General features: G+C 38.5%; 23 protein-coding genes. 18 read left to right on the top strand and 5 right to left on the bottom strand.

Features of this window, described 5'->3' with window-relative positions; translation table 11 throughout:
• Window positions 1–40 precede the first annotated feature (40 nt).
• The 16 genes from rimP to IGI50_RS10030 all read left to right on the top strand — a co-directional run bounded on the left by rimP (window position 41) and on the right by IGI50_RS10030 (window position 14,320).
• Window positions 41–514, top strand: a complete 474-nt coding sequence (gene rimP / locus IGI50_RS10105) for a ribosome maturation factor RimP (protein WP_010746067.1) — start codon at window positions 41–43, stop codon at window positions 512–514.
• 114 nt (window positions 515–628) lie between these two features.
• The gene (gene nusA, locus IGI50_RS10100) at window positions 629–1,846 is read left to right on the top strand and encodes a transcription termination factor NusA (protein ID WP_010746068.1); all 1,218 of its coding nucleotides are present in this window, start codon (window positions 629–631) and stop codon (window positions 1,844–1,846) included.
• A 19-nt stretch (window positions 1,847–1,865) separates the two neighbouring features.
• Window positions 1,866–2,162 carry an RNase P modulator RnpM gene (gene rnpM / locus IGI50_RS10095; RefSeq protein WP_010746069.1) on the top strand — a complete coding sequence of 99 codons (297 nt, stop codon included), beginning with the start codon at window positions 1,866–1,868 and terminating at the stop codon, window positions 2,160–2,162.
• Window positions 2,155–2,457 (top strand): L7Ae/L30e/S12e/Gadd45 family ribosomal protein, encoded by a 303-nt coding sequence (locus IGI50_RS10090; protein ID WP_311855391.1) that lies wholly within the window; start codon window positions 2,155–2,157, stop codon window positions 2,455–2,457. Before rnpM ends, IGI50_RS10090 begins: the two co-directional genes overlap by 8 nt.
• 12 nt (window positions 2,458–2,469) lie before the next feature.
• Window positions 2,470–5,199, top strand: coding sequence for a translation initiation factor IF-2 (gene infB, locus IGI50_RS10085; protein WP_438776871.1), 2,730 nt, complete (start codon window positions 2,470–2,472; stop codon window positions 5,197–5,199).
• Window positions 5,200–5,284: 85 nt separating this feature from the next.
• Window positions 5,285–5,632, top strand: a complete 348-nt coding sequence (gene rbfA, locus IGI50_RS10080) for a 30S ribosome-binding factor RbfA (RefSeq protein WP_010746073.1) — start codon at window positions 5,285–5,287, stop codon at window positions 5,630–5,632.
• Between the two features lie 123 nt (window positions 5,633–5,755).
• The gene (locus IGI50_RS10075) at window positions 5,756–6,046 is read left to right on the top strand and encodes a hypothetical protein (RefSeq protein WP_218255939.1); all 291 of its coding nucleotides are present in this window, start codon (window positions 5,756–5,758) and stop codon (window positions 6,044–6,046) included.
• A 4-nt stretch (window positions 6,047–6,050) separates the two neighbouring features.
• Window positions 6,051–8,132, top strand: a complete 2,082-nt coding sequence (locus IGI50_RS10070) for a cation:proton antiporter (protein WP_438776869.1) — start codon at window positions 6,051–6,053, stop codon at window positions 8,130–8,132.
• Between the two features lie 134 nt (window positions 8,133–8,266).
• The gene (gene truB, locus IGI50_RS10065) at window positions 8,267–9,190 is read left to right on the top strand and encodes a tRNA pseudouridine(55) synthase TruB (protein WP_438776868.1); all 924 of its coding nucleotides are present in this window, start codon (window positions 8,267–8,269) and stop codon (window positions 9,188–9,190) included.
• A gap of 3 nt (window positions 9,191–9,193) precedes the next feature.
• The gene (ribF, locus tag IGI50_RS10060) at window positions 9,194–10,141 is read left to right on the top strand and encodes a riboflavin biosynthesis protein RibF (RefSeq protein ID WP_311855394.1); all 948 of its coding nucleotides are present in this window, start codon (window positions 9,194–9,196) and stop codon (window positions 10,139–10,141) included.
• A gap of 94 nt (window positions 10,142–10,235) precedes the next feature.
• Entirely contained in the window at window positions 10,236–10,634 is a 399-nt protein-coding gene (locus tag IGI50_RS10055) for a GNAT family N-acetyltransferase (RefSeq protein WP_438776867.1), read from the top strand.
• Between the two features lie 68 nt (window positions 10,635–10,702).
• A complete protein-coding gene (locus tag IGI50_RS10050) occupies window positions 10,703–11,425 on the top strand; it encodes an ABC transporter ATP-binding protein (protein WP_438776866.1) in 723 nt (240 codons plus the stop codon).
• Window positions 11,418–12,158 carry an ABC transporter permease gene (locus IGI50_RS10045; RefSeq protein ID WP_438776865.1) on the top strand — a complete coding sequence of 247 codons (741 nt, stop codon included), beginning with the start codon at window positions 11,418–11,420 and terminating at the stop codon, window positions 12,156–12,158. The genes IGI50_RS10050 and IGI50_RS10045 overlap by 8 nt, the downstream gene beginning before the upstream one ends.
• Before the next feature lie 20 nt (window positions 12,159–12,178).
• A complete protein-coding gene (locus IGI50_RS10040; RefSeq protein WP_438776864.1) occupies window positions 12,179–13,006 on the top strand; it encodes a MerR family transcriptional regulator in 828 nt (275 codons plus the stop codon).
• A 144-nt stretch (window positions 13,007–13,150) separates the two neighbouring features.
• Window positions 13,151–13,339 carry a DUF6440 family protein gene (locus IGI50_RS10035; RefSeq protein ID WP_010746082.1) on the top strand — a complete coding sequence of 63 codons (189 nt, stop codon included), beginning with the start codon at window positions 13,151–13,153 and terminating at the stop codon, window positions 13,337–13,339.
• A gap of 69 nt (window positions 13,340–13,408) precedes the next feature.
• Entirely contained in the window at window positions 13,409–14,320 is a 912-nt protein-coding gene (locus IGI50_RS10030) for an AraC family transcriptional regulator (protein WP_438776863.1), read from the top strand.
• A 47-nt stretch (window positions 14,321–14,367) separates the two neighbouring features.
• Here the strand turns inward: IGI50_RS10030 and IGI50_RS10025 are convergent, their stop codons facing one another.
• A complete protein-coding gene (locus IGI50_RS10025) occupies window positions 14,368–14,751 on the bottom strand; it encodes a hypothetical protein (protein ID WP_438776862.1) in 384 nt (127 codons plus the stop codon).
• A 347-nt stretch (window positions 14,752–15,098) separates the two neighbouring features.
• On the opposite strand from IGI50_RS10025, the gene IGI50_RS10020 reads away from it, so the two are divergent.
• On the top strand, window positions 15,099–16,265 hold the full coding sequence (locus IGI50_RS10020; RefSeq protein WP_218255923.1) for a pyridoxal phosphate-dependent aminotransferase: 1,167 nt from the start codon (window positions 15,099–15,101) through the stop codon (window positions 16,263–16,265).
• Between the two features lie 42 nt (window positions 16,266–16,307).
• Here IGI50_RS10020 and IGI50_RS10015 read toward each other — a convergent pair whose 3' ends face one another.
• The gene (locus tag IGI50_RS10015) at window positions 16,308–16,508 is read right to left on the bottom strand and encodes a DUF4649 family protein (protein WP_218255922.1); all 201 of its coding nucleotides are present in this window, start codon (window positions 16,506–16,508) and stop codon (window positions 16,308–16,310) included.
• Window positions 16,509–16,746: 238 nt separating this feature from the next.
• Here IGI50_RS10015 and IGI50_RS10010 point away from each other — a divergent pair, with 238 nt between their 5' ends.
• Window positions 16,747–17,619: a phosphate ABC transporter substrate-binding protein PstS family protein gene (locus tag IGI50_RS10010; RefSeq protein WP_438776861.1), complete on the top strand. Its 873-nt coding sequence runs from the start codon at window positions 16,747–16,749 to the stop codon at window positions 17,617–17,619.
• 167 nt (window positions 17,620–17,786) lie between these two features.
• Here IGI50_RS10010 and IGI50_RS10005 read toward each other — a convergent pair whose 3' ends face one another.
• From IGI50_RS10005 to IGI50_RS09995, 3 genes are all read right to left on the bottom strand, one after another.
• A complete protein-coding gene (locus IGI50_RS10005; protein ID WP_438776860.1) occupies window positions 17,787–19,256 on the bottom strand; it encodes an IS1182 family transposase in 1,470 nt (489 codons plus the stop codon).
• A gap of 154 nt (window positions 19,257–19,410) precedes the next feature.
• Window positions 19,411–21,144, bottom strand: a complete 1,734-nt coding sequence (locus IGI50_RS10000) for an ATP-binding protein (protein ID WP_438776859.1) — start codon at window positions 21,142–21,144, stop codon at window positions 19,411–19,413.
• Entirely contained in the window at window positions 21,141–21,836 is a 696-nt protein-coding gene (locus IGI50_RS09995; RefSeq protein WP_218255917.1) for a response regulator transcription factor, read from the bottom strand. Before IGI50_RS09995 ends, IGI50_RS10000 begins: the two co-directional genes overlap by 4 nt.
• Window positions 21,837–21,894 lie beyond the last annotated feature (58 nt).

The raw sequence follows: 21,894 nt of genomic DNA, 5'->3' as shown, positions 1-21,894 counted from the left end.
TTCGCTCACTCTTTTTAATGGATTAAAGGAGGCTGACAGTTTGAGCAGTGTAGTCGAAACAGTGACTGACTTAGTAACACCGATCTTAGACGAGCAAAATTTTGAACTTGTCGAAGTGGAATTCGTCAAAGAAGGGAAAAGTTGGTTTTTAAGAGTGTTTATTGATAAAGAAGGCGGCATTGATATTGAAGAGTGTGCCTTTGTCAGTGAAAAACTCAGTGATAAATTGGATTCGATCGACCCAGATCCGATTCCGCAAGCATATTTTCTAGAAGTGTCTTCTCCAGGGGCTGAACGTCCATTGAAAAAAGAGGCGGATTATCAAAAAGCGATGGGTCAATATATTAATGTTTCGTTGTACCAAAATATCGATGGCGAAAAACAATATCAAGGCTTTTTGAAAGAGCTAACTGAAGATGAGTTGACGCTAACGGTAAAAATCAAAACACGCACCAAGGACATGGTCTTTGATCGTAAAAATATTGCGAAAGCTCGTTATGCAATCGAATTTTAAGTAAATGATGTCAAACCTATTTTTCTATTAGTAGATTGAAGCATGTGACAAAAGTACAACTTCTTTTTACTTTGAAGGATAGATTCGTTAATATGAACTAGGAGGAAAGTTAGAATGAGTAAAGAAATGCTGAATGCGTTGGATACTCTAGAAGCAGAAAAAGGTGTTTCGAAGGAAATCGTGATCGAGGCATTGGAGGCGGCTTTAGTTTCTGCCTACAAACGTCATTATGGCCAGTCACAAAATGTTGAAGTCGAATTCAATGAAAAAAAAGGCGACATCCATGTATATGCCGTGAAAGAAGTAACGGAAGAAGTTATGGACTCACAATTAGAAGTATCTTTAAAGGATGCAATGGAAATCAATCCAGCCTATGAAATCGGTGATACGATTCGATTTGAGGTAACACCAAAAGATTTTGGTCGAATTGCTGCACAAACAGCGAAACAGGTTATTTTGCAACGTGTTCGTGAAGCAGAACGTAGTATCATCTACAATGAATATAGTGCTTATGAAAAAGACATTATGCAAGGCGTGGTTGAGCGTCAGGACAATCGTTACATCTATGTCAACTTAGGTAAGATCGAAGCAGTTCTTTCAAAACAAGATCAAATGCCTAATGAACATTACAAACCACACGACCGTATTAAAGTATATGTCTCTCGAGTAGAAAACACTTCAAAAGGACCTCAAGTTTTCGTAAGCCGAAGCCATCCAGATTTATTACGTCGTTTGTTTGAACAGGAAATCCCTGAAGTCTACGATGGTATTGTTGAAATCGTCAGCATTGCTCGCGAAGCTGGTGATCGTGCAAAAGTGGCTGTTCGTTCAACCGACCCGAACATTGATCCAGTAGGAACCTGTGTGGGGCCAAAAGGACAACGAGTACAAGCAATTGTAAATGAGTTAAAAGGTGAAAATATGGATATCGTTGAGTGGGATGAAGATCCAGCGGTGTTTATCGCAAACTCTTTAAATCCAGCCCAAGTGGAAGATGTTATCTTTGATATTGATAATCCAAAAGTTTGCACGGTTGTTGTACCTGATTATCAGCTGTCATTAGCTATCGGTAAACGGGGGCAAAATGCGCGTCTTGCCGCTAAACTAACTGCTCATAAGATTGATATCAAATCTGAATCGGACATGGAAGAGTTTTATGAAACCTATGACGAATCGGAAGTAGAAGACATTGTTTCTGAGGTTGAAGAAATCACTTCTGAAGCAGATGCGGTTGAAACGGAAGTAGAAGACATCGAAACAGAAGCAGAAGTAACAATTGACAATATGATTGAAGATGAAGAAAACATTGCTTCAGATCAAACGGATCAATAACTCAATAGGAGGACAGCAAATGAAAAAAAGAAAAGTTCCTTTGCGTAAATCGGTAGTTTCCGGTGAAATGTTTCCTAAAAAAGAATTGATTCGCATTGCTAAGTCAAAAGAAGGCGAGGTTTCAATTGATCCTTCTGGTAAAAAGCCAGGGCGTGGAGCCTATGTGGCTCTTGAGCCGGCAGAAGTTGAAGCAGCGTGGGAAAAGCGTATTTTAGATCGTACGTTGGATGTGGAACTAAGCGATGAATTTTATCAAGAACTATTAGATTATGTGAAACACCAAAAAGCCAGAAAAGAGCTCTTCGGCAATGAATAAACAAAAGGCCTTGAACATGTTAGGCCTTGCTATGCGTGCAGGCAAACTGATCACAGGAGAAGAATTGACAATCAACGAAATTCGTAAGCATAAAGTGAGTCTCGTGATTGTTACTACTGATGCGAGTGAAAACACTCAAAAGAAACTATCAGATAAAAGTAAGTATTATCAAACGGCATGTTTTGTCGAATTTACTCAAGGAGAGATTTTAGGCGCGATTGGCAAACCGAGAAAAGTAATAGGGGTTTTAGACCAAGGATTCGCCAACAAAATTATGACGTTAATAACAGGTTAGGAAGGTGATTGCATGGGAAAAAAGAGAGTATACGAATTTGCCAAAGAAGTGAATCAATCAAGTAAGGATGTTGTGGAAAAAGCACAAACCCTAGGGATTGACGTTAATAATCATATGGGTTCATTGTCCGGAGATGATGAATCAAAATTGAAACAAGCTTTTTCTAGCAAAACGAAACAAACTACTCAAGCAAAACCATCAGCTAACCAGCACGAAAAACCAAAATTCCATGGAAAGAGCTCGAAGAATAACCCAAATTTCCAGAATAGAAAAGGAAATAAAGACTTGACACAAAACAATAGACAGAACAACTCAGCGAACGCAAATCGTTCAAACCAAGGACAACGTCCAAATCAAGGAAGCACGAATAATACACAACGCCAAAACCAAGGACAACGGCCAGCACAAGGCGGTGCGAATAACGCACAACGCCAAAATCAAGGACAGCCTTCATCACAAGGTGGTGAGAATAACGCACAACGCCAAAATCAAGGACAGCGTCCAGCACAAGGTGGCTCGAATAACGCACAACGTCAAAATCAAGGACAGCGTCCAGCACAAGGCGGTGCGAATAATACACAACGCCAAAACCAAGGACAGCGTCCAGCACAAGGTGGTGCGAATAACGCACAACGCCAAAATCAAGGACAACGTTCAGCACAAGGTGGCTCGAATAACGCACAACGCCAAAACCAAGGACAGCGTCCAGCACAAGGTGGCTCGAATAACGTACAACGCCAAAACCAGGGACAACGTCCAGCACAAGTTGGTGCAGGCAATGCGCAACGCTCGAACCAAGGCGGTTCATCTGCACAAGGCGGCAATCAAAATCGTAATAAAAATAATTACGGTAATCAAAACCGCAACAATAACTTTGGTGGCAATCAAAATCGTAACAAAAACAAATTCAACAAAAAAGGGAAAAAGGGCAAGCATCAACAAAGCCAAAAACCTGCTGTACCACCACGTAAATTCCGTGAGTTGCCAGAAATCTTAGAATATACAGAGGGTATGAATGTTGCAGATATCGCTAAGAAGATTCATCGCGAGCCTGCTGAAATCATCAAGAAGTTGTTCATGATGGGGGTAATGGTCAACCAAAACCAACCATTAGATAAAGATACAATTGAACTGTTGGCAACTGATTACGGAATCGAACCACAGGAAAAAGTGACAATTGATATCGCTGATATCGACCGTTTCTTCGATGTGGAAGAAGCTAATGAGGAAAACCTTGTTTCTCGTCCGCCAGTAGTTACGATCATGGGACACGTTGACCATGGTAAAACAACATTGTTAGACACTTTGCGTCACTCACGTGTAACAAGTGGTGAAGCAGGAGGAATCACTCAGCATATTGGTGCTTATCAAATTGATATTGATGGCAAGCCAATCACTTTCTTAGACACACCAGGACATGCTGCCTTCACAAGCATGCGTGCCCGTGGAGCAAGTATCACGGATATTACGATTTTAGTAGTGGCTGCTGATGATGGTGTGATGCCTCAAACAATTGAAGCAATCAACCATGCGAAGGCAGCGAAAGTACCAATTATCGTAGCCGTGAACAAGATTGATAAACCTGGTGCTAATCCGCAGCATGTAATGCAAGAATTGAGCGAATATGAACTGATTCCAGAGGCTTGGGGCGGCGATACGATTTTTGTTGAAATCTCAGCGAAATTCAACCAAAATATCGAGGAATTATTAGAAATGATTCTACTGGTTGCAGAAGTGGAAGACTTGAAAGCAGATCCAACGCAACACGGAATCGGAACAGTCATTGAAGCTCGTTTAGATAAAGGAAAAGGACCAGTTGCAACCTTATTGGTTCAGCAAGGTACAATGAGAGTCGGAGATCCAATCGTTGTCGGAAATACCTATGGCCGTGTTCGTGTAATGACAAATGATATCGGACGCCGAGAAAAAGCGGCCGGACCAGCAACACCAGTAGAAATTACTGGATTGAATGATGTTCCTCAAGCAGGAGATCGTTTTGCAATCTTCGATGATGAAAAAACAGCTCGCGCTGCCGGGGAAGAACGTGCGAAACGCGCGTTGCTTGAGCATCGCAGTGCTAGTGCCCGTGTGACATTAGATAACTTATTTGAATCTCTTAAAGAAGGAGAATTGAAAGAAGTTAATGTCATTATCAAGGCAGATGTACAAGGTTCAGCTGAAGCATTAGCAGCATCATTGAAAAAAATTGATGTTGAAGGCGTACGTGTGAAAATCGTCCATTCCGCAGTTGGAGCAATCAATGAAAGTGATGTTACTTTAGCAGCGGCAAGTAACGCGATTATCATTGGATTTAACGTTCGTCCTACACCGCAAGCAAAACAACAAGCATCAACAGAAGAAGTAGATATTCGTTTACACCGTATTATCTATAAAGCAATCGAAGAAATCGAAACGGCGATGAAAGGTTTGCTTGATCCAGAATACGAGGAAAAAATTACTGGTCAAATGACTGTTCGTGAAACCTATAAAGTTTCTAAAGTTGGTACTATCGCTGGATGTTACGTTAACGAAGGTTCTATCCAACGTGACAGCGGTGTGCGTATCATTCGTGATGGAATCGTTATTCTTGAAGGCAAACTTGCTAGCTTGAAACGTTTCAAAGACGATGTGAAGGAAGTTAAGATGGGTTACGAATGTGGCGCCATGATCGAAAACTTCAATGATATTAAAGTTGACGACGTTATCGAAGGCTTTATTATGGAAGAAATCAAGCCTAAATAATAATTATTCGTTCCACTATGTACTCTTAGTGCATAGTGGAATGATTAAAAATTAATCTACTAGTATGAACAAGGAGGCAGTCGATATGCCAAATTATCGCGATCGTCGTCTCGCTCAAGAGATTTTAAAAGAAGTCAATGACATCTTACGAAAAAAAGTTCGTGATCCGCGTGTGCAAGAAGTAAATATCACGGATGTTCACGTTACTGGCGACCTGCAGCAAGCGACGATTTATTATAGCTTATTATCTGATAAAGCGTCAGATAAAGAAAAGGCACAAGAAGGATTGAATAAGGCAAGTGGGTTAGTTCGTCGAGAATTAGGACATGCATTATCAATTTACAAAACACCGGAGCTGTTTTTTGAGTTGGATGAATCAGTTGAATATGGTTCTAAGATTGATCAGATGATTCGCGACTTAAATAAAGAATAAATTCGTTAGAACCTGAAAAATTTTTCGGGTTCTTTTTTGCATTATTGGTCAAATCCTGTTAAAGTGTATGCAGTTTGTAATGAATCCTTTTGCTGGATATTTTTCAAGGAGGCAACGTCTAAAATGACTACGGAATTTGAAGAACGGATGAAGGCTCTCCATAAAGAATTTGAAAATTTGAGCCCTGAAGAACGCAAAGCCGTTAAACAAAAAATAAAAAAAATCAATGTCTTAACTTCTCGTAAATTAGAACGAATGAAGCACGATTTGCTACGTATGGAAACAAAACGTGCTCAACTTTCATTGGATGGTGAGTCAAAAGAACTATCTGAATTGGAAGATCGAATTATTAGTAAGAAAAGAGAATTTTTAAAATTATTATTTAAGGCGAAAGAAAATTGTTCCAAGAGGTGAGTGAATGGGCCTAATTGAGATTATTATCATTTTAGCCATTGCCATTACCTTATCGAATGTTTTAGCAAAAGTTTTTCCGTCGTTTCCAATCTTCATGATCCAAATCATCACCGGCATCATTCTTGGATTTACCGAAGTAGGTAGTTCTATCCATTTTGAACCGGAAGTTTTTCTTGTAATGATCATTGCTCCTTTGCTTTTTCGTGAAGGAGAGACAGCAGATATTCCATCGATTTTAAAACATTTTGGATTGATCTTGTTATTAGCCTTTGGCGGAGTGATTTTTACGCTATTTGGTTTGGGCTTCGTTCTGCATAGTATTTTGCCAGCGATACCGATTGCTGCCTGTTTAGCCTTTGGCGCCTCTTTAGGTCCCACAGATGCTGTGGCAGTTAGCTCTCTGGCGAAACGTTTAAACATCCCAGAATCAGTAATGCATGTTTTAGAAGGGGAAGGGTTAATTAATGATGCCACAGGTGTTACGGCCTTCCAGTTTGCAGTAGCCGCTTTATTAACAGGTCAATTTTCTGCGACTGATGCTTCTATCTCTTTACTTGAATCAAGTATCGTGGGAGTACTAGTTGGTCTATTGATTATTTGGATAAAGAATGAAATTATAAAAATTATTGAACGAATTTCCGCTCAAGATGTATCAGCTTATTTGCTAATTGAGCTGATTTTACCGTTTGCGGCTTATTTTATTGCTGAACTATTCCATGCTTCTGGAATTATTGCTGCGGTTGTTACAGGTGTTTTACAAGCGACTGGTTTTCGTCGTGTGACACTTTTTGAAGCACAGCTTTCGAATGTAACCGAGAGTTCATGGAGTACAATCAGTTTTATGTTGAATGCGCTAGTTTTTATCTTTTTAGGCATTGAGCTTTCACAAGTCTTTTCACCCGTTTGGAATAGTCGTAATTATTCAAACATTCATCTCCTAGGCATCGTTTTATTACTTACAGCTCTTTTATTTGTTTTACGGTTTCTGTTCGTTAGTGGCTTTTATATTGTGACACAAGGATGGAAAAAGAGTCATGAACAGTTAAGAGATCGCTTATTGTTGACCTTCGGGGGCGTTAAGGGAACAGTTAGTATAGCGACGATTTTTATTTTACCGACAACAATTAACGGACTAGAGTTTCCAGAGCGCTCGCTATTACTGTTTATTACTGCATGTGTGACATTCTTGACGCTGATTATTGGTATGATCTTGTTACCAATTCTATCTGAAGGGGAAGTGGTTCCGCCGACTGACCCTAAATTAATGTTGATTCTTAGAGAGGTTATTAGTGAACTGTATGAGGATCTAGACAATAAAAAATTGAGTGAAAAGGAACGTTTTGCGTTGCTAGCAGTTATCGCAAATTATCAAGGCCGCATCCAAATGGTTTTTAACAATTCAATGCCAGAGAGTGCACAACAAGAATTTCAAGAAATTCAAGCATTAATTATTTCGGTTGAACGAGATGGTCTCGATGAAAGTTTCAGGAGACATCAGATTGATTCCGGTGCTTATCGCTTATATTCACGATTTATTTCAAATGTATCTGAATCTGTTACGAAGCAAATGTTGTCCTTGCTTAGTTTTTGGTTAATCTTTGTTCGTCGAATTATTCGTGTCATCATGCATCCGAAAATGTTCTGGCAACGTCGACAAAAACGGAAAGAAACGGTTGATAACGAAGATATTTCTAATCTTAGAAAAATCTTTATTCGAAATAGTGAAGCTATACTTGACAGCTTGGAAAACTTGCGTGATGTGTATGATGAAGATTTAATTGATTTTTTCGTTGATGAACGAAAAAATTTAATGCATCAAGTTAGCGGTCATGGATTATTTGGAACGTATTTAATTCAACAAGATCCAATCTATGCTAAAGAACTAATTCGCGGTTTTTATTTAGAAAGAAAAATTATTGATAAGTATGAAGGTAGCGAAGAAATATCTAACTTTGCAGCCAATAATTATCGTCATCAAGTGAATCAATTAGAATCTTATGCAATGCGTCAACCGTCTGATCCAAGTATCTCATTTGTGATTAATCGTCAACGTCACAAGAAAAAAGTAAAGGAAGAAAAATATTAAAAACCGTCATAATAAATGGCGGTTTTTATTTGTTAGAAAAGAGGACAACTAGTCTCCAGCTTTAACTTGCCATTTCTCAGATTAGCTATGCTATAATGGGAGCGTTGATTATAAAATGAAATGAGGAAACAGCGATGGACGGTATTTTGCCGTTATGGAAAGAACGCGGCATGACAAGTCATGACTGTGTCTTTAAATTGAGAAAAATTTTAAAAACAAAAAAAGTTGGCCACGGAGGAACATTAGATCCTGATGTCGATGGGGTCTTACCCATCTGTATAGGAAAGGGAACTAAGGTGATCGAATATCTGCAAGATAGTGGGAAAATTTATGAAGGTGAAATTACACTAGGGTTTTCAACGACAACTGAGGATCGTAGTGGCGATATTGTAGAAACTAAAGCATTGGACGGCGTGTTATCGACAGAAGAAATTGATCGAATGATGAAGTCATTTATTGGGACAATCAAACAAATCCCACCTATGTACTCAGCGGTAAAAGTAAATGGCAAACGTTTATATGAATATGCGCGAGCTGGCGAAACGGTGGAACGCCCAGAACGACAAGCTGTCATCGAAAGTTTTCAACGAACAACAGAGCCCGTCTACAATGAAGAGAACAAGACACAAAGCTGGCGATTTCAAGTCACTTGCGGGAAAGGGACCTATGTTCGAACATTAGCGGTGGACCTTGGAGAGAAACTAGGCTACCCTGCACATATGTCTGATTTAACGCGTTTAGCAAGCGGCGGTTTTTCAGTTGGACAAGCAGTTACTTTGGCACAAGTTAGCGAATTAATGGAAAATGAGCAGATTGATCAAGCACTGCAGCCGATTGAAGAGGCTATGAAAGACTTTCCTCGTATTGATTTAACAGAGGAGGATTGGCAAAGGGTAAAAAATGGTCAAGTGCTACCTATGAAAGCTTTTAGAATCAAAAAGATGCCAGAAAAATTAATCGCTTTCTACTATCAAAATCTGCTAGTCAGTCTCTATAGTCAGCATCCAGAAAAAAATTGGCTTTTGAAGCCAAGTAAAGTGATTCGAAACGAGGTATAGCAAATGGAAATTGTTAAGCTACGTCATCCTTATAAGCCAGAAGAAATTCCTATGGGTGATTGTGTTTTAGTTTTAGGCTTTTTCGATGGTGTTCATCGCGGGCATCAAGAAGTGATCAAGACTGGAAAAAAGATCGCACAGGAAAAAAAATTGAAATTAGCAGTAATGACTTTTAACCAACATCCTGCAGTGGTATTTCAGCAAGTACAAAGTAAACCTATCAAGTATCTTTCTACATTGAGACAAAAAGAGGAGCGAATGGCGGAACTGGGCGTTGATCTACTTTATGAAGTAGCATTCACCTCTTCATTTGCGGCTTTAAAACCACAAGATTTTGTCGATCAATACATCGTTGGACTTCATGCAAAGGTGGCAGTTTCCGGTTTTGATTATAATTTTGGAAAAGATCAAACCGCTGATGCAAAGCATCTGCCTACTTATTCTAATGATCGTTTTGAAGTAATCATTGTTGCTAAGAAAACAGAAGAACATGAAACTGAAAAAATCAGTTCATCGCGCATTCGCCGCTTGCTTTCTGAAGGACGTTTAGACGAGGCCAATCATTTGTTAGGATATATTTATGAGACGAGTGGGACGGTCATTCATGGGGAAGCACGAGGGAGGACTTTAGGCTATCCGACGGCGAATATTCAAGTGCCTGATGACATGAAATTACCTAGAGAAGGTGTTTATGTAAATAAGATCAAAATCGGTGATGACTGGTATCCAGCGATGGGGTCAATTGGTCATAACGACACCTTTGGCTCTAATCGGATGTTGACAGTAGAAATCAATATTTTGGATTTCAATCAAGAGATTTATGGAGAAAAAGTCAAAGTCCGTTGGTATCATATGCTGCGTGGACAAGTAGCCTTTGAGTCTGCTCAAGGTCTAATTAAGCAATTAGAAGAAGATGAGCAGGCTACGAGAGATTACTTTAACCAGTTATAGACACTCAGAAATGAGTGTCTTTTTTTTCGAGAAAAAAGCATTAAAGCAGAATGGTCAAATTTTTGCTATCATAAAAATAAAAAGGATGAATAGGATGGAAAAAAACTGGCAGATTCGGACGTATAAAAAGACTGATGAAAAAGAATTATTCACAATGATGGAAAAAGAATCCGATTGGCATGACTATTGTTTTGGTGGTGGAAAAACAAAATATGCGACGGCATTAGAAACATCTTTGACGTATCTGCTTTTGGAGGAGAATAAAATTTGTGGGTATGCTCGTTGCCGAGAGGATGATGGCTTTGGCGTATATGTTTATGATTTATTGGTTAACGCAGATTCTCGAGGAAAAAACTATGGTCGATACTTGATGGAGCAGGCTTGTAAAGATTTCCCTGATCAGATGGTTTATGTTATGAGTGATGTCGATCCATACTATGAAAAGCAAGGGTATCAAAAAGAAGGAACGATTTTTATTGTGAAACCAAAATAAATTTACTTTGGTGATTGACTCTCCCTTAACAGGAGACAGTATTCTGTTAGTGAAAGGGGAGGAACACAATGAATGTAGCTATCGAGGCAGAACAACTAACTAAGGGAATCGGTGGGAGAAATATCATTAATCAACTGAGCTTTACCATCGGAAAAGGTGAGGTTTTCGGTTTGTTAGGACCAAATGGGGCAGGAAAAACGACGACTATTGAAACACTTTTAGGAATTAAACGTCCAGATCGAGGTTCAGCCAAGATTTTAGGATTCGATCCGCGCAAGCAGCGCCGTGAAGTTTTTGAGCGAGTAGGTGTTCAATTGCAATCGTCTAGTTATCAAAACAACATTCGTGTAGGCGAGTTATGTCGAGAACTTTCTAGTTTGTATAAGCAGCCTCGTTCTTACCGTGAATTACTAAGTTTGTTTAAACTGGAAAGATTTGAGTCACAATTTGTTGAGAAGCTTTCTGGTGGGGAAAGACAAAAACTTTCTATTGTACTTGCATTGATTCCTAATCCAGAAATTATTTTTTTGGATGAATTGACGACAGGACTGGATACAGAGGCACGTAGAAGTGTTTGGCAAACATTATTGAAGCTCAAGGAGACGAACTTAACTATTTTCTTGACGACTCATTATATGGAAGAAGCAGAGATTCTTTGTGATCGACTACTTTTGATTAAACGTGGAAGTATCGTAGCGGAGGGATCAATCTCAGAATTGCTGGAGGAGAGTTCCCAGAATAGTTTGGAAGAGGCTTATCTGTGGTATGTAGGGGAGGATGAGTATGAATAAAGTTCTTAGTTTAGCAAAAGTGGAAGGTAAATTAGCGCTTCGGTCAATTGACGGTGTTCTTTTTGGCATCGGTATGCCATTAGGTGTCTTATTGTTGACGACGATGATTGCAGGAAACAAACAAGCCGGCACTACTTCTTATACTTTTTTAGATAGCAGTTTCAGTTCCCTTTTAGTAGTGGGAATATGTGCTACTGCTTTCATGGGAATTCCACTGACAATATGTGATTATCGAGATAAGAAAATACTGAAACATTTTTTTGTGACTCCCGCTTCACCGATTCATTTGATAGCGACTCAAGTGCTGATTGCAATGATCACAGCAATTATTTCCGCAGGATTAGTTGCATTCGTCGCTGTTTTCTTTCTTGATTACCGCATGCAGGGAAGCTGGGGATTATTGATTGCAAGTTATTTTTTGGTTATGATTTCGATGTATAGTTTAGGACTATTGATCGCTAGCTTGTGTAAAAATATTAAAATTGCAAATTTGATTTGCAGTTTGGTTTATTTCCCAATGCTGTTTTTATCGGGTGCAGTTATTCCGTTTGAGTTATTTCCAAATGGGATGCAAAGGATTGCGAATGTTCTACCATTAACACAGGGAGTGCAGTTGTTGAAAAGTGTAAGTCTTAATCAGCCCATAGGAAATCCTCAATTTGTGTTGGTACTGTTGATAGGAATCACTATCCTAGGATTTGGCTTAGCGGCAAAATTCTTTCGTTGGGAATAAGAAAAAGAGAGGAGAATCTTATGGACTACGAATGTGAAAAGATTGAAGAAAAACTATATCGAATTGGTATGTTTTCAAAAATGAACCAAGTGACGATCAAAACATTACGTTACTATGATGAAGTGGGGCTGCTTCGCCCTCGCTTCATTGATCCGGATAATGGGTACCGCTATTATAGCTCTAGCCAGTTAGAACCACTGCACCGGCTTTTAGCTCTTCGTAGAATCGGCTATAGCATTGAAGAAATTAAGCAGGTTCAAGATGGAGTAAGCGAGCAGCGAATCTTACGTCGAAAAAAACAGCAATTAATGAAAGAGATATCTGAACGCATGTCGATGCTCTCGCAGATTGAAGGGTATTTACAACAGGAAGAAGAAAGCTATCATATGGTAGTCAAACGATTACCAGAAGTCATTGTGGCATCGATGAAAAAAGTAATTCCAAATTTTGAATCATTGAGTTCTATCATGCCAGAGATGGGTGCAATGATGGAGAAAGTCGGTTGTGTCTGTGCGATGCCCGAATACTGTTTCAATATTTATTATGACAATGAATATAAAGATGAAAATATTGGTGTTGAGGTTTGTGAAGCAGTAACAGAACAGAAAGAGGATTTCGGTGACTTGAAATTCAAGGTAATTCCTGAAGTTCCAATGGCAGTTTGTACAATGCATAAGGGGCCATATACCTCGATTCCGAAGGCATTTGCTGCGGCGATTAAGTTTACTGAAGAAAACGGATATGAAATTATCGATTCTATTCGGGAAAACTATATTGATGGAATGTGGAATAAGGATAACGAAGACGATTGGTTAACAGAAATTCAAATACCAGTTAAGAAAATATGAGAAGCAAAAAGAAGTCTTGTTCAAAAGATTTCTTTTTGTTTTTTTGAAGAATCATGGCGATTAATAATTGTTTGCCTTCTATCGATATGCTACGCTAGTTGTAGTTTTAATGAAAGCGTTACAAAAAGGAAAGGAGGAATGGAAATGGCGAAAGAACGTTTTGTAAGAGTATACGCTCAAGGAAAGTTAGATGCGCTCATGATCTTTATTGACCGTGAAACAGGAGTGAATTATTTGTTCAACAAGGTCGGTTATGCAGGAGGCTTGACCCCTTTGTTGGACAAGGATGGAAAACCAGTTATTACTCCTATTGATGAAATAGATAAGAAATAGAGGACATTGGGGGACAAGCCTATAAGAAAAACTTATACTAAGCTTTTCTTATAAGGGAGAGTGAATAGGATGCACGCGTGGGAAGCCATTCAGCAATCAGTGGACTATATTGAAGAGAATATCAAGGAAGAATTATCAATAGAAGAATTAGCGAACGTTTCTTATTTATCCATGTATTATTTCCAAAAATTATTCAGTCGTCTAGTTGGAAAGACAGTAAAGGAGTATATAAAGGCTAGAAGAGTTGCAAATGCGAAACCTTTATTGAAAGCAACGAATCTAAGGATTGCGGATATTGCTCTAGAATATGGGTTCAACAGCCATGAAAGTTTTACGAAAGCTTTTAAAGAAATTTATTGTATAACACCTGAAGCTTATAGAAGAAATAATCTGTTACTGACGGATTTTTTGAAACCAGATCTATCGATCTACTACACGATGGTCGATGAAGATGTGCCACTGATGGTGGATGATATGGTGTTAGAAATAAATCAACGTGTATTAAAGGAAACAGAATACTATACGGGTGTCTCAAAAAAAATCGATTCAAAAGAAATGAATACGGTTGGTGTAAACACCTTGATCGAGTTATGGGATGCGTTTCTCGAAAAAAAGGAAGGGATTCCCAATTTATTGGCAGAGGGGCTATCCATCGATTATTTTTCGACGGATGCTATTCCTGGAAAAGTACAGTATTTTGTAGGAGCTAGCTCTGATAATAGCCCAATAAATGGGTTTAATCAATTGAGTGTTGAACCGGGTAAGTATTATGTTTGTACATTCGAAGCTGAAAGTTTTGACTATTTAGTTGAGGATGCATTGTATAAGGCGAACAATTACTTCTTTGAAACATGGATAAAAAGGCATGGAATCGGTAAGGAAGACATGGAGCCTTTTTTGATCCAAAAGTATGTGAATGTCACAGATGAACCCAAAATCGAAATATGGATCAAGCCAACAAAAGAGCTTGTCAAAGGTTAAGAGAAAAAGCTTCAGTTCCTTACGGATCAGAAGCTTTTTATATGCTCTTAATTCTTTTTTTCTTTATTGACAGAAAGAACAGTTTCTTTATGCAACGTATATCCCCAAAATATGCCTGTCAGTTGTGTCATTAGAAAAAGCACAATTAGCGGAATCGCCGCAAAATATGGAGAAGAAGAATGGTACAAACTAACTAAAGGACTTTTAAAGCTAATTAACGCGCAACTTAGTAGTATATTAAGGATATTTCCAGCTATTAATAAAGAAAGTTGTTGACTGGCTTTGGCATAATACCCGAGGATGACAGTAAGTACTAAAAAGAAAAAAATTCCCATGATTGAATCAAATAAATAATCTATCGCTAGAGAGAGATGAACGTACGGAATCAAATAGAAAATGAATGGTAATTGCATGATTCTTTTTTTGACCATCAAATAGCCCTCCTTAAAACGTTCTCTACGGTTATTTTATGACTCATAAATGGTCAATTCAACATAAAACTCTGAAATACTAATAATAATGAAAGTTCTTTTATACTGTTATCAACAAATAATCACCTGTTTAATTTCAAATTTTTTCTTATTGATTCTTTTTTCAATTCTAAAAAAAGAATAGCGGCTTAACCTGAATTTTTATAAAGGGGCCTCCGAAAGTAAAAATTATCGTTGTAATAAGCAAGAAAATTTTCAAATCATTGCTGTAAAGCAGATAAAAGTGAACTATTTTTTCTTTACTATCTGAGAGATTGTGATAATATGATTAGAAATGGAGGGGTTATATGAATAAATTGCAAGATCGATTTAACAAAAATGTCTATGAAATCGCCGTCTCATTGATTCGTCAATTTGATGAAAAAGTCTCGGGAATTCCTAATATGCTAAAGTTGACATTAGGCGAGCCGGATTTTAATACCCCCGAGCATGTGAAAGAAGCAGGGCAGCAAGCAATTAGGGATAATTTTAGTCACTATACAGGGATGTCCGGGTTGATGGATGTCCGAGAAGCGGCGAGTCGTTTTTTATCAGAGAAATATACAGTCAATTATGATCCAACAACTGAGGTTTTAGTGACAGTCGGAGCAACTGAGGCGTTGTCGGCGAGTTTGCTATCAATTTTAGAAGCGGGAGACAAGGTTTTGCTTCCGGCGCCGACCTATCCAGGGTATGAGCCATTAATTTTATTGGCAGGAGCGGAGCCTGTTTATATTGATACACGAGAGACTGGGTTTGTTTTAACTCCTGAACAGATTGACCAGGCGATGGCAGAGCATGGTGATAAGGTGAAAGCGATCATTATCACCTCACCATCCAATCCAACAGGTGTTGCCTACAATGAAGCAGAAGTTTCAGCGTTAAGTGAAACTTTAAAAAAATATCCGGTTTTTGTAATCAGTGATGAAATTTATAGTGAATTGAATTATGAAACAAAGCATGTTTCCTTTGGAAAATATTTAAGAGAACAAACGATTTTGATTAATGGACTATCAAAATCTCATGCGATGACGGGTTGGCGGATTGGCTTTATTTTTGCACCGGTTGAGTTAACCGAGCAGATTATAAAAGTTCATCAATATTTAGTAACAGCAGCTTCCACGATTTCACAAAAAGCTGCGGTCCGTGCATTAGTACAAGGAATATCAGATGCAGAGATAATGAGAGAAGAATATCGTGAGCGTCGGGATTATGTTTATCAAGCGATGACGAAACTAGGGTTTGATGTCGCACGTCCTTCTGGGGCGTTTTATATCTTTGCCAAAATCCCAGCGAATTTAGAACAGGAGTCAATGGCCTTTTGTGTTGATTTAGCTGAAAAAAATCAATTAGCAATTATTCCAGGAATTGCCTTTGGACCTGAAGGGGAAGGCTATGTTCGAATCAGTTATGCGGCTTCCATGGAGAATTTGGTTGAAGCAATGAATCGTTTGGCAGCCTATGTAGGAAAATAAAAAGAAACGATCAAATCAATTTTTCGATTTGATCGTTTCTTTTTATTTGTTTAAGTAGTTAAAGAGTCCGCTGATTGTTTTGTCGGTTAAATCAATTTCTTTACCCTCCACTGTTGCTTTTACAACATGGTAATAATCAGGTAAATCGGGAACCTCTTTCAATTGAGCTGCTACGAAATCATTGGCATTCGTATAAGTTTTTTCTTTTTGTGATCCGTTTAATTCATAAGTAATGACTAACATTGCTATTCGCTTCTCTCATTAATAATTTTCATTGCAGGATTATTATATACTGAAACTAATAAAAAGTAAGCTAATATGCCTTTACCAAATATTTACAGTACTTTACGGATCGTTTACATGCAATCAATAAGATATTTACTTTCTATTGTTAAAGTAACCATGTACTAAAAATAAGAGAGAGTCAAAAGGTTCATTGAGTCTCTTTAAAATGCATTATTTATTATAAGGAGTGTACATGATGAAGAAAATTATTTTAGCATTAGCATTTTCAGGAATTATCTTAGCTGGCTGCGGCAGTGGGAATGCGACAAAAGATTCAAGTTCTGCGAAAGAGGAAACAGCGAAAATTACAGCGGTAGGTTCAACAGCATTACAACCCTTAGTTGACGCTGCACAAGAAAGCTATACACAGAATCATCCGACTGTTCAAATCTCTGTTCAAGGCGGAGGAAGCGGAACGGGCTTGAGTCAGGTGGAAAGCGGAGCAGTAGAAATCGGTAATTCAGATGTGTTTGCTGAAGAAAAAGAGGGTGTAGATGCTAGTAAATTAGTTGATCATAAAGTAGCTGTTGTGGGCTTTGTTCCAGTAGTAAATAAAGATGTGGGTGTAAAAGATGTTACAAAACAGCAATTGATTGATATTTTTACAGGAAAAATCAAAAATTGGAAAGAACTTGGTGGAAAAGATGAAGCCATTCAAGTCGTAAACCGTGCGTCAGGAAGCGGAACTCGAGCTACTTTTGAAAAATGGGGCTTAGATGGCAAAGAACCAATTCAGTCACAAGAACAGGATTCATCTGGAACAGTGAAAAAAATTGTGGCACAAACACCTGGTGCAATCAGCTACCTTGCACTCTCTTACGTGGATGATAGTTTACAGCCCTTAGAATTAGATGGTGTAACAGCTAATGATAAAAATATTACAACGAATAAATGGCCAATTTGGTCTTATGAACATATGTATACAAATGGAAAACCGGAAAAAGCGTTGGCCGATTTCTTGAAGTATATGACAAGTGATGAAATTCAATCTGGTCCTGTTAAAGACTTGGGTTACTTGCCTATTACCTCAATGAAGGTGGAACGCGCAGCAGATGGAACGGTTAAGTAATGCTGAGAATATTTTGACCGTCTAAGTGGAAGAAATATGGATATTAAAAAGGATCGCGGGATAAGCGGAGCCACTGATAAAGTACCCTAGTTTCTACAAAAACTCAGATTAATGAACGGAAAAAGCCCGATGATCAGCCTACAAAGTTGATCATCGGGCGTTCTTTATTATTTTTCTTCCGCTTTTTCATCAATCAGCTTAACGATTCGTTTTAAATTAGTGACAAAGAGCGTACTGGCTCCTTGAAGCATCATGCCCTCAATGTCTTTAGACCAGGAAACATTGTAGCCATGTCTGTTTTTGATTTCACTATTCTTTCCTTCAATCATATAACGCATACGGTAACGTTTTTGGAACGCTTCCGTTTCCTGAAATGTCTGTTGGTCGCTATGTGCTTTGGATTGAATCGTCACACTGTACGTTTTACTTTTTGCCCCTTCTTTATAACAGTCTTCATTCAATGGACAAGCTTGGCACTTTTTTACATCAAAATAGAAGGTCAATCGTTGGTTTTCTCCTTGATTTTTCTTTCCTTGAACAGCTTTTCGAAAGGCCAATTGTCCATTGGGACAGACGTACATTCCAGCGTCCTTATTATATTCCCACTCCTGTTCGGGATCTCGTGTGCCATTTGAAATCACTGGATGAAGTTTTGAATAAAGTTTAATTTTTTCTTCTGCTGTAAAAAGTAAGTTGGCTTTTCCTGAATACGCTGTATCACCGATAACTTCCTTCACATCAATTCCGTTCGTACGTGATTTTTCAACTAATTCTTTTAAATATGGGCCGTCTCCAACATCCCCACCAGTCACACTTGCGGCTGCGATAATTCGTTCTTCGGTGATAGCCAGATGGGTTTTATAGCCGAAAAATTCTGTTTCTGCGGTTTTATGTCCAACCTTTGCGGACGTATCGTGAGAATAGACTTCATATTCTTGGCAATCTTCAACCGTTTCTTTTAACTGATTGACTGACTCCGCGACTGCAGGTATGACGAACCATTCTGGATGTTCCTCAATTGCTTTTAAGAGCGTCTTTACATAGTCTTTTTCTGCTTGGTACTCGTTTTTTTGATTTTTTTCAGGCATGATCTGTTTCGCTTCAGGTTTTACTGTATAAATCGCTTTGCGCACCTTTTTTGAATAAGAACGTAAGAGCTCTATTGCGGATTTTTTATTAAATCTAGAAGCGGTATGTGTGGCATCTACGATAATTCCTTTGCTTTTGATAATCTCTTTTTCGATCGCGAGCTGAACGGTTTTGTTCAATAAGAGATCTAGTAAATTTGAATCGTTCAAGCGTTGTCGTCTGAATTTCGTCAGTAGACTTGGATCAATGACCTCGTCTTCTGGAGCCAAGCCAAGAAAATATTTGTAGGCCATGTCTGTTTTACTGCGAGCAACGAGATCCACATCAGACGCGGGAAACATCGCTTTTAACATCAAATATTTGAATAACTTAATCGGATCATAGGCATTGCGACCATCGTTTAAACAATATTTATTTTCTAGTTCCTCGTAAACAAAAGAAAAGTCAACTAACTCATTGAACCGACGCAAAATATGATCGGCTGGGATGAGTAAATCATAAAGATCACTATATGGACTAAGTGTGGTTTGAACCATTTGTTTAAGCATGAAATCGCCCCCTAGATACTTCTAATTATAAAGATATCTGGACAACGAATCACTATCTAAAAGAAAAAATTGTCGAAAGAAAATGCCTGCATTCTCTTTCGACAATTTTTGTTATTGAACTTTATCAGTGGCTCCGGATAAGCCGCGATCCTTTTTAATTTGGCAATTTGACAGTAAAAGTAGAGCCAAGCTTTGGATGACTCTCTACTTTGACAGCACCGCCCAAAATTTCAGTGTACTCTTTAACGATAGCAAGTCCTAATCCAGTTCCACCTGAATGACGAGCACGTGCTTTATCGACACGATAAAAGCGTTCAAAGATCCGTTTTTGATCGTCCTTTGACATTCCAATGCCGTGATCGGTAACGGTGATTTCTAACTGACTTGTCAGACGATAACGTATTTCGATTTGACTTTCCTCAGGTGAATACTGAATAGCATTCTCTAGAAGATTTTTTATGATTGGCTGGAAGAAGGTCAATCGAGTTTGATAGAAGCAATTCTCAGCGCCATCTATGGATACAGTAATGTGCTTCGTCTTGAGTAGATGGCTATATAAGTCTATTTGCTGTTGCAAGAAATAATTGAGTTCGATTGTTTGGCGGTCTTCCGCTAAATCAGCGCTATCTTTTGACAGCTCAATGATATCTTGGATCAATCGCTGCAAACGTTTCGCATCCTTTTGCATGATCGTCAAAAATTCATCGGTTAATTCGGGATCATCTTTGGCACCATCTAATAAAGTTTCTGTAAAGCCTAATAGCGATGTTACAGGTGTCTTCAATTCGTGTGAGACATTACCAACGAAATCGCGTTGAATTTTTTCTAGACGCCGCACATGAGTCAAATCATAAACAGTCCCCATGATTTGATCACCTTTGATTTCATTTTCGATATAACGTAAACGAATATCTAAATTCATGGAACTTGGAAGCTTCGTTGAAATTTCTTGGTGCACTTGATTTTTATCAACTAGAACTTGTTGAATTAATTGGATAAACTTATTGTCTTCAATGACCTGCCAATAATAGTGCTGACTGGCACCCCCAATATGCAGGAGCTCCTCCATCGCTGGATTGATCATGATAAAGCGACCTTCAGTATCAATAATGAAGACACCAATCGTCAATTCATGGAAGAGGGTCGAAAACTGCTCCTCCGTGGAGGTATATGCGGCATAGGTTTCATTTAATTGCTCACTGATTTGATTCACCGTGAGATAAAGCTCTTGCCATTGGGGCGAGTTTTGCATAACGTAATTACTTTTTTCAGGTTCCTTCAGCATTCGCTGCAGGACCGGCAGGACTGTCTCAATAGGACGATTTCGTTGATAAGTTAAATAGCAGATAATCAAATAAATAAACACGTAAAATAAAAACAAGATAATAAAAATGGTTCGTTGAAAATTCCGAGTTTTCGGTTGAAAGGCGGACGTTCTTTTTGCAACACGCAAAATACCAACGGTTTTATCACCAGAACGAATGGGTTGTGCTGTATAAAGCAGTTCGGTTTTTAAAGTAGTACTATAACGAACGGAAGACCCAACACTATTATTGTTTAGAGTAATTTTTACTTCGGGACGATTTTCACGGCTTCCTGAAAGACTTGGGTCTGAACTATCAAAAATAATTTTTCCTTGAGCATCTAACAATGTAATACGGTCATGAGCTTCCTGAGAAAAAATTTCGATAGCTGATCGGTTTTTTTCTGAGTCCAGCTGTTGTAGGTCTAATCGATGAATAATGAGTTCGCCATTGCTGGTCAAAAATTCTTCCTGTTGCTCCAACAATTCTTTTGTATAAAAATGGTTAGCTAGTTTCCAACTGCCAAAGAAAAGCAAACAAATAAGTAAAAAAGGAATAAGATAATCTAAATGCTTGCGTTTCATTGATTCGGCACCTGAAATTTATAGCCAAAGCCGCGTACAGTTTGCAAATATTGGGGATGCTTAGGGTCCATTTCAATTTTTTCCCGCAGATGAGAGACATGAACATCTACGATCCGACTTTGTCCGGAGAAATCATATTGCCATATTCGATCTAGTAAGGTATCTCGATCTATGACACGTTCTTTGCGCTTCATGAAATAAACGAGAAGTTCAAATTCTTTTGGTGTCAGCTCAATTCTGTCACCGCGAACAGTCACCTGGTAGTTTGATAGGTCGGCCTTAATATCTCCTGCAGTTAAAAATTCATGCTCAACGACTTCTTGACGAGGTTCCACTCTACGAAAGATAGCTTTCATGCGGGCTAGTACTTCTCGAGGAGAAAACGGTTTGGTTAGATAATCATCTGCTCCAATTTCCAACCCTAAAATTCGATCAATCGCATCGTCTTTAGCAGTGAGCATTAAGATAGGCGTATCAATTTTTTCTTGTCGTAATTTTTTTGCGATGTCCAATCCATCCATCGATGGCAGCATGACATCTAAAATAATGAAATCAAATTTTTCATTCAAGGCCAACTCATAGCCTTCTTTTCCATCCTCAGCAGTAGTGACGGCATACCCTTCTTTTTCTAAATTAAAGCTTAATAACTTTACGATCGAAAGCTCATCGTCTACAACTAATACACGTTTCATATGTGTCTCCTTTTTTAAAAACTTTTCATTTGTGAAAGACTATTTCCATACCTGAATA

The organism is Enterococcus sp. DIV0170 (assembly GCF_051710765.1).
GTDB classification, from domain to species: Bacteria; Bacillota; Bacilli; order Lactobacillales; family Enterococcaceae; genus Enterococcus_A; species Enterococcus_A raffinosus.
Note: the sequence above shows the minus strand (reverse complement) of the source record. Positions and strands in the feature narration are given on the sequence as shown.

Coding starts and splice junctions, on each gene's coding strand:
- nusA (WP_010746068.1), top strand. CDS start 629: ATGAGTAAAGAAATGCTGAATGCGTTGGATACTCTAGAAGCAGAAAAA.
- rnpM (WP_010746069.1), top strand. CDS start 1,866: ATGAAAAAAAGAAAAGTTCCTTTGCGTAAATCGGTAGTTTCCGGTGAA.
- IGI50_RS10090 (WP_311855391.1), top strand. CDS start 2,155: ATGAATAAACAAAAGGCCTTGAACATGTTAGGCCTTGCTATGCGTGCA.
- infB (WP_438776871.1), top strand. CDS start 2,470: ATGGGAAAAAAGAGAGTATACGAATTTGCCAAAGAAGTGAATCAATCA.
- rbfA (WP_010746073.1), top strand. CDS start 5,285: ATGCCAAATTATCGCGATCGTCGTCTCGCTCAAGAGATTTTAAAAGAA.
- IGI50_RS10075 (WP_218255939.1), top strand. CDS start 5,756: ATGACTACGGAATTTGAAGAACGGATGAAGGCTCTCCATAAAGAATTT.
- IGI50_RS10070 (WP_438776869.1), top strand. CDS start 6,051: ATGGGCCTAATTGAGATTATTATCATTTTAGCCATTGCCATTACCTTA.
- truB (WP_438776868.1), top strand. CDS start 8,267: ATGGACGGTATTTTGCCGTTATGGAAAGAACGCGGCATGACAAGTCAT.
- ribF (WP_311855394.1), top strand. CDS start 9,194: ATGGAAATTGTTAAGCTACGTCATCCTTATAAGCCAGAAGAAATTCCT.
- IGI50_RS10055 (WP_438776867.1), top strand. CDS start 10,236: ATGGAAAAAAACTGGCAGATTCGGACGTATAAAAAGACTGATGAAAAA.
- IGI50_RS10050 (WP_438776866.1), top strand. CDS start 10,703: ATGAATGTAGCTATCGAGGCAGAACAACTAACTAAGGGAATCGGTGGG.
- IGI50_RS10045 (WP_438776865.1), top strand. CDS start 11,418: ATGAATAAAGTTCTTAGTTTAGCAAAAGTGGAAGGTAAATTAGCGCTT.
- IGI50_RS10040 (WP_438776864.1), top strand. CDS start 12,179: ATGGACTACGAATGTGAAAAGATTGAAGAAAAACTATATCGAATTGGT.
- IGI50_RS10035 (WP_010746082.1), top strand. CDS start 13,151: ATGGCGAAAGAACGTTTTGTAAGAGTATACGCTCAAGGAAAGTTAGAT.
- IGI50_RS10030 (WP_438776863.1), top strand. CDS start 13,409: ATGCACGCGTGGGAAGCCATTCAGCAATCAGTGGACTATATTGAAGAG.
- IGI50_RS10025 (WP_438776862.1), bottom strand. CDS start 14,751: ATGGTCAAAAAAAGAATCATGCAATTACCATTCATTTTCTATTTGATT.
- IGI50_RS10020 (WP_218255923.1), top strand. CDS start 15,099: ATGAATAAATTGCAAGATCGATTTAACAAAAATGTCTATGAAATCGCC.
- IGI50_RS10015 (WP_218255922.1), bottom strand. CDS start 16,508: ATGTTAGTCATTACTTATGAATTAAACGGATCACAAAAAGAAAAAACT.
- IGI50_RS10010 (WP_438776861.1), top strand. CDS start 16,747: ATGAAGAAAATTATTTTAGCATTAGCATTTTCAGGAATTATCTTAGCT.
- IGI50_RS10005 (WP_438776860.1), bottom strand. CDS start 19,256: ATGCTTAAACAAATGGTTCAAACCACACTTAGTCCATATAGTGATCTT.
- IGI50_RS10000 (WP_438776859.1), bottom strand. CDS start 21,144: ATGAAACGCAAGCATTTAGATTATCTTATTCCTTTTTTACTTATTTGT.
- IGI50_RS09995 (WP_218255917.1), bottom strand. CDS start 21,836: ATGAAACGTGTATTAGTTGTAGACGATGAGCTTTCGATCGTAAAGTTA.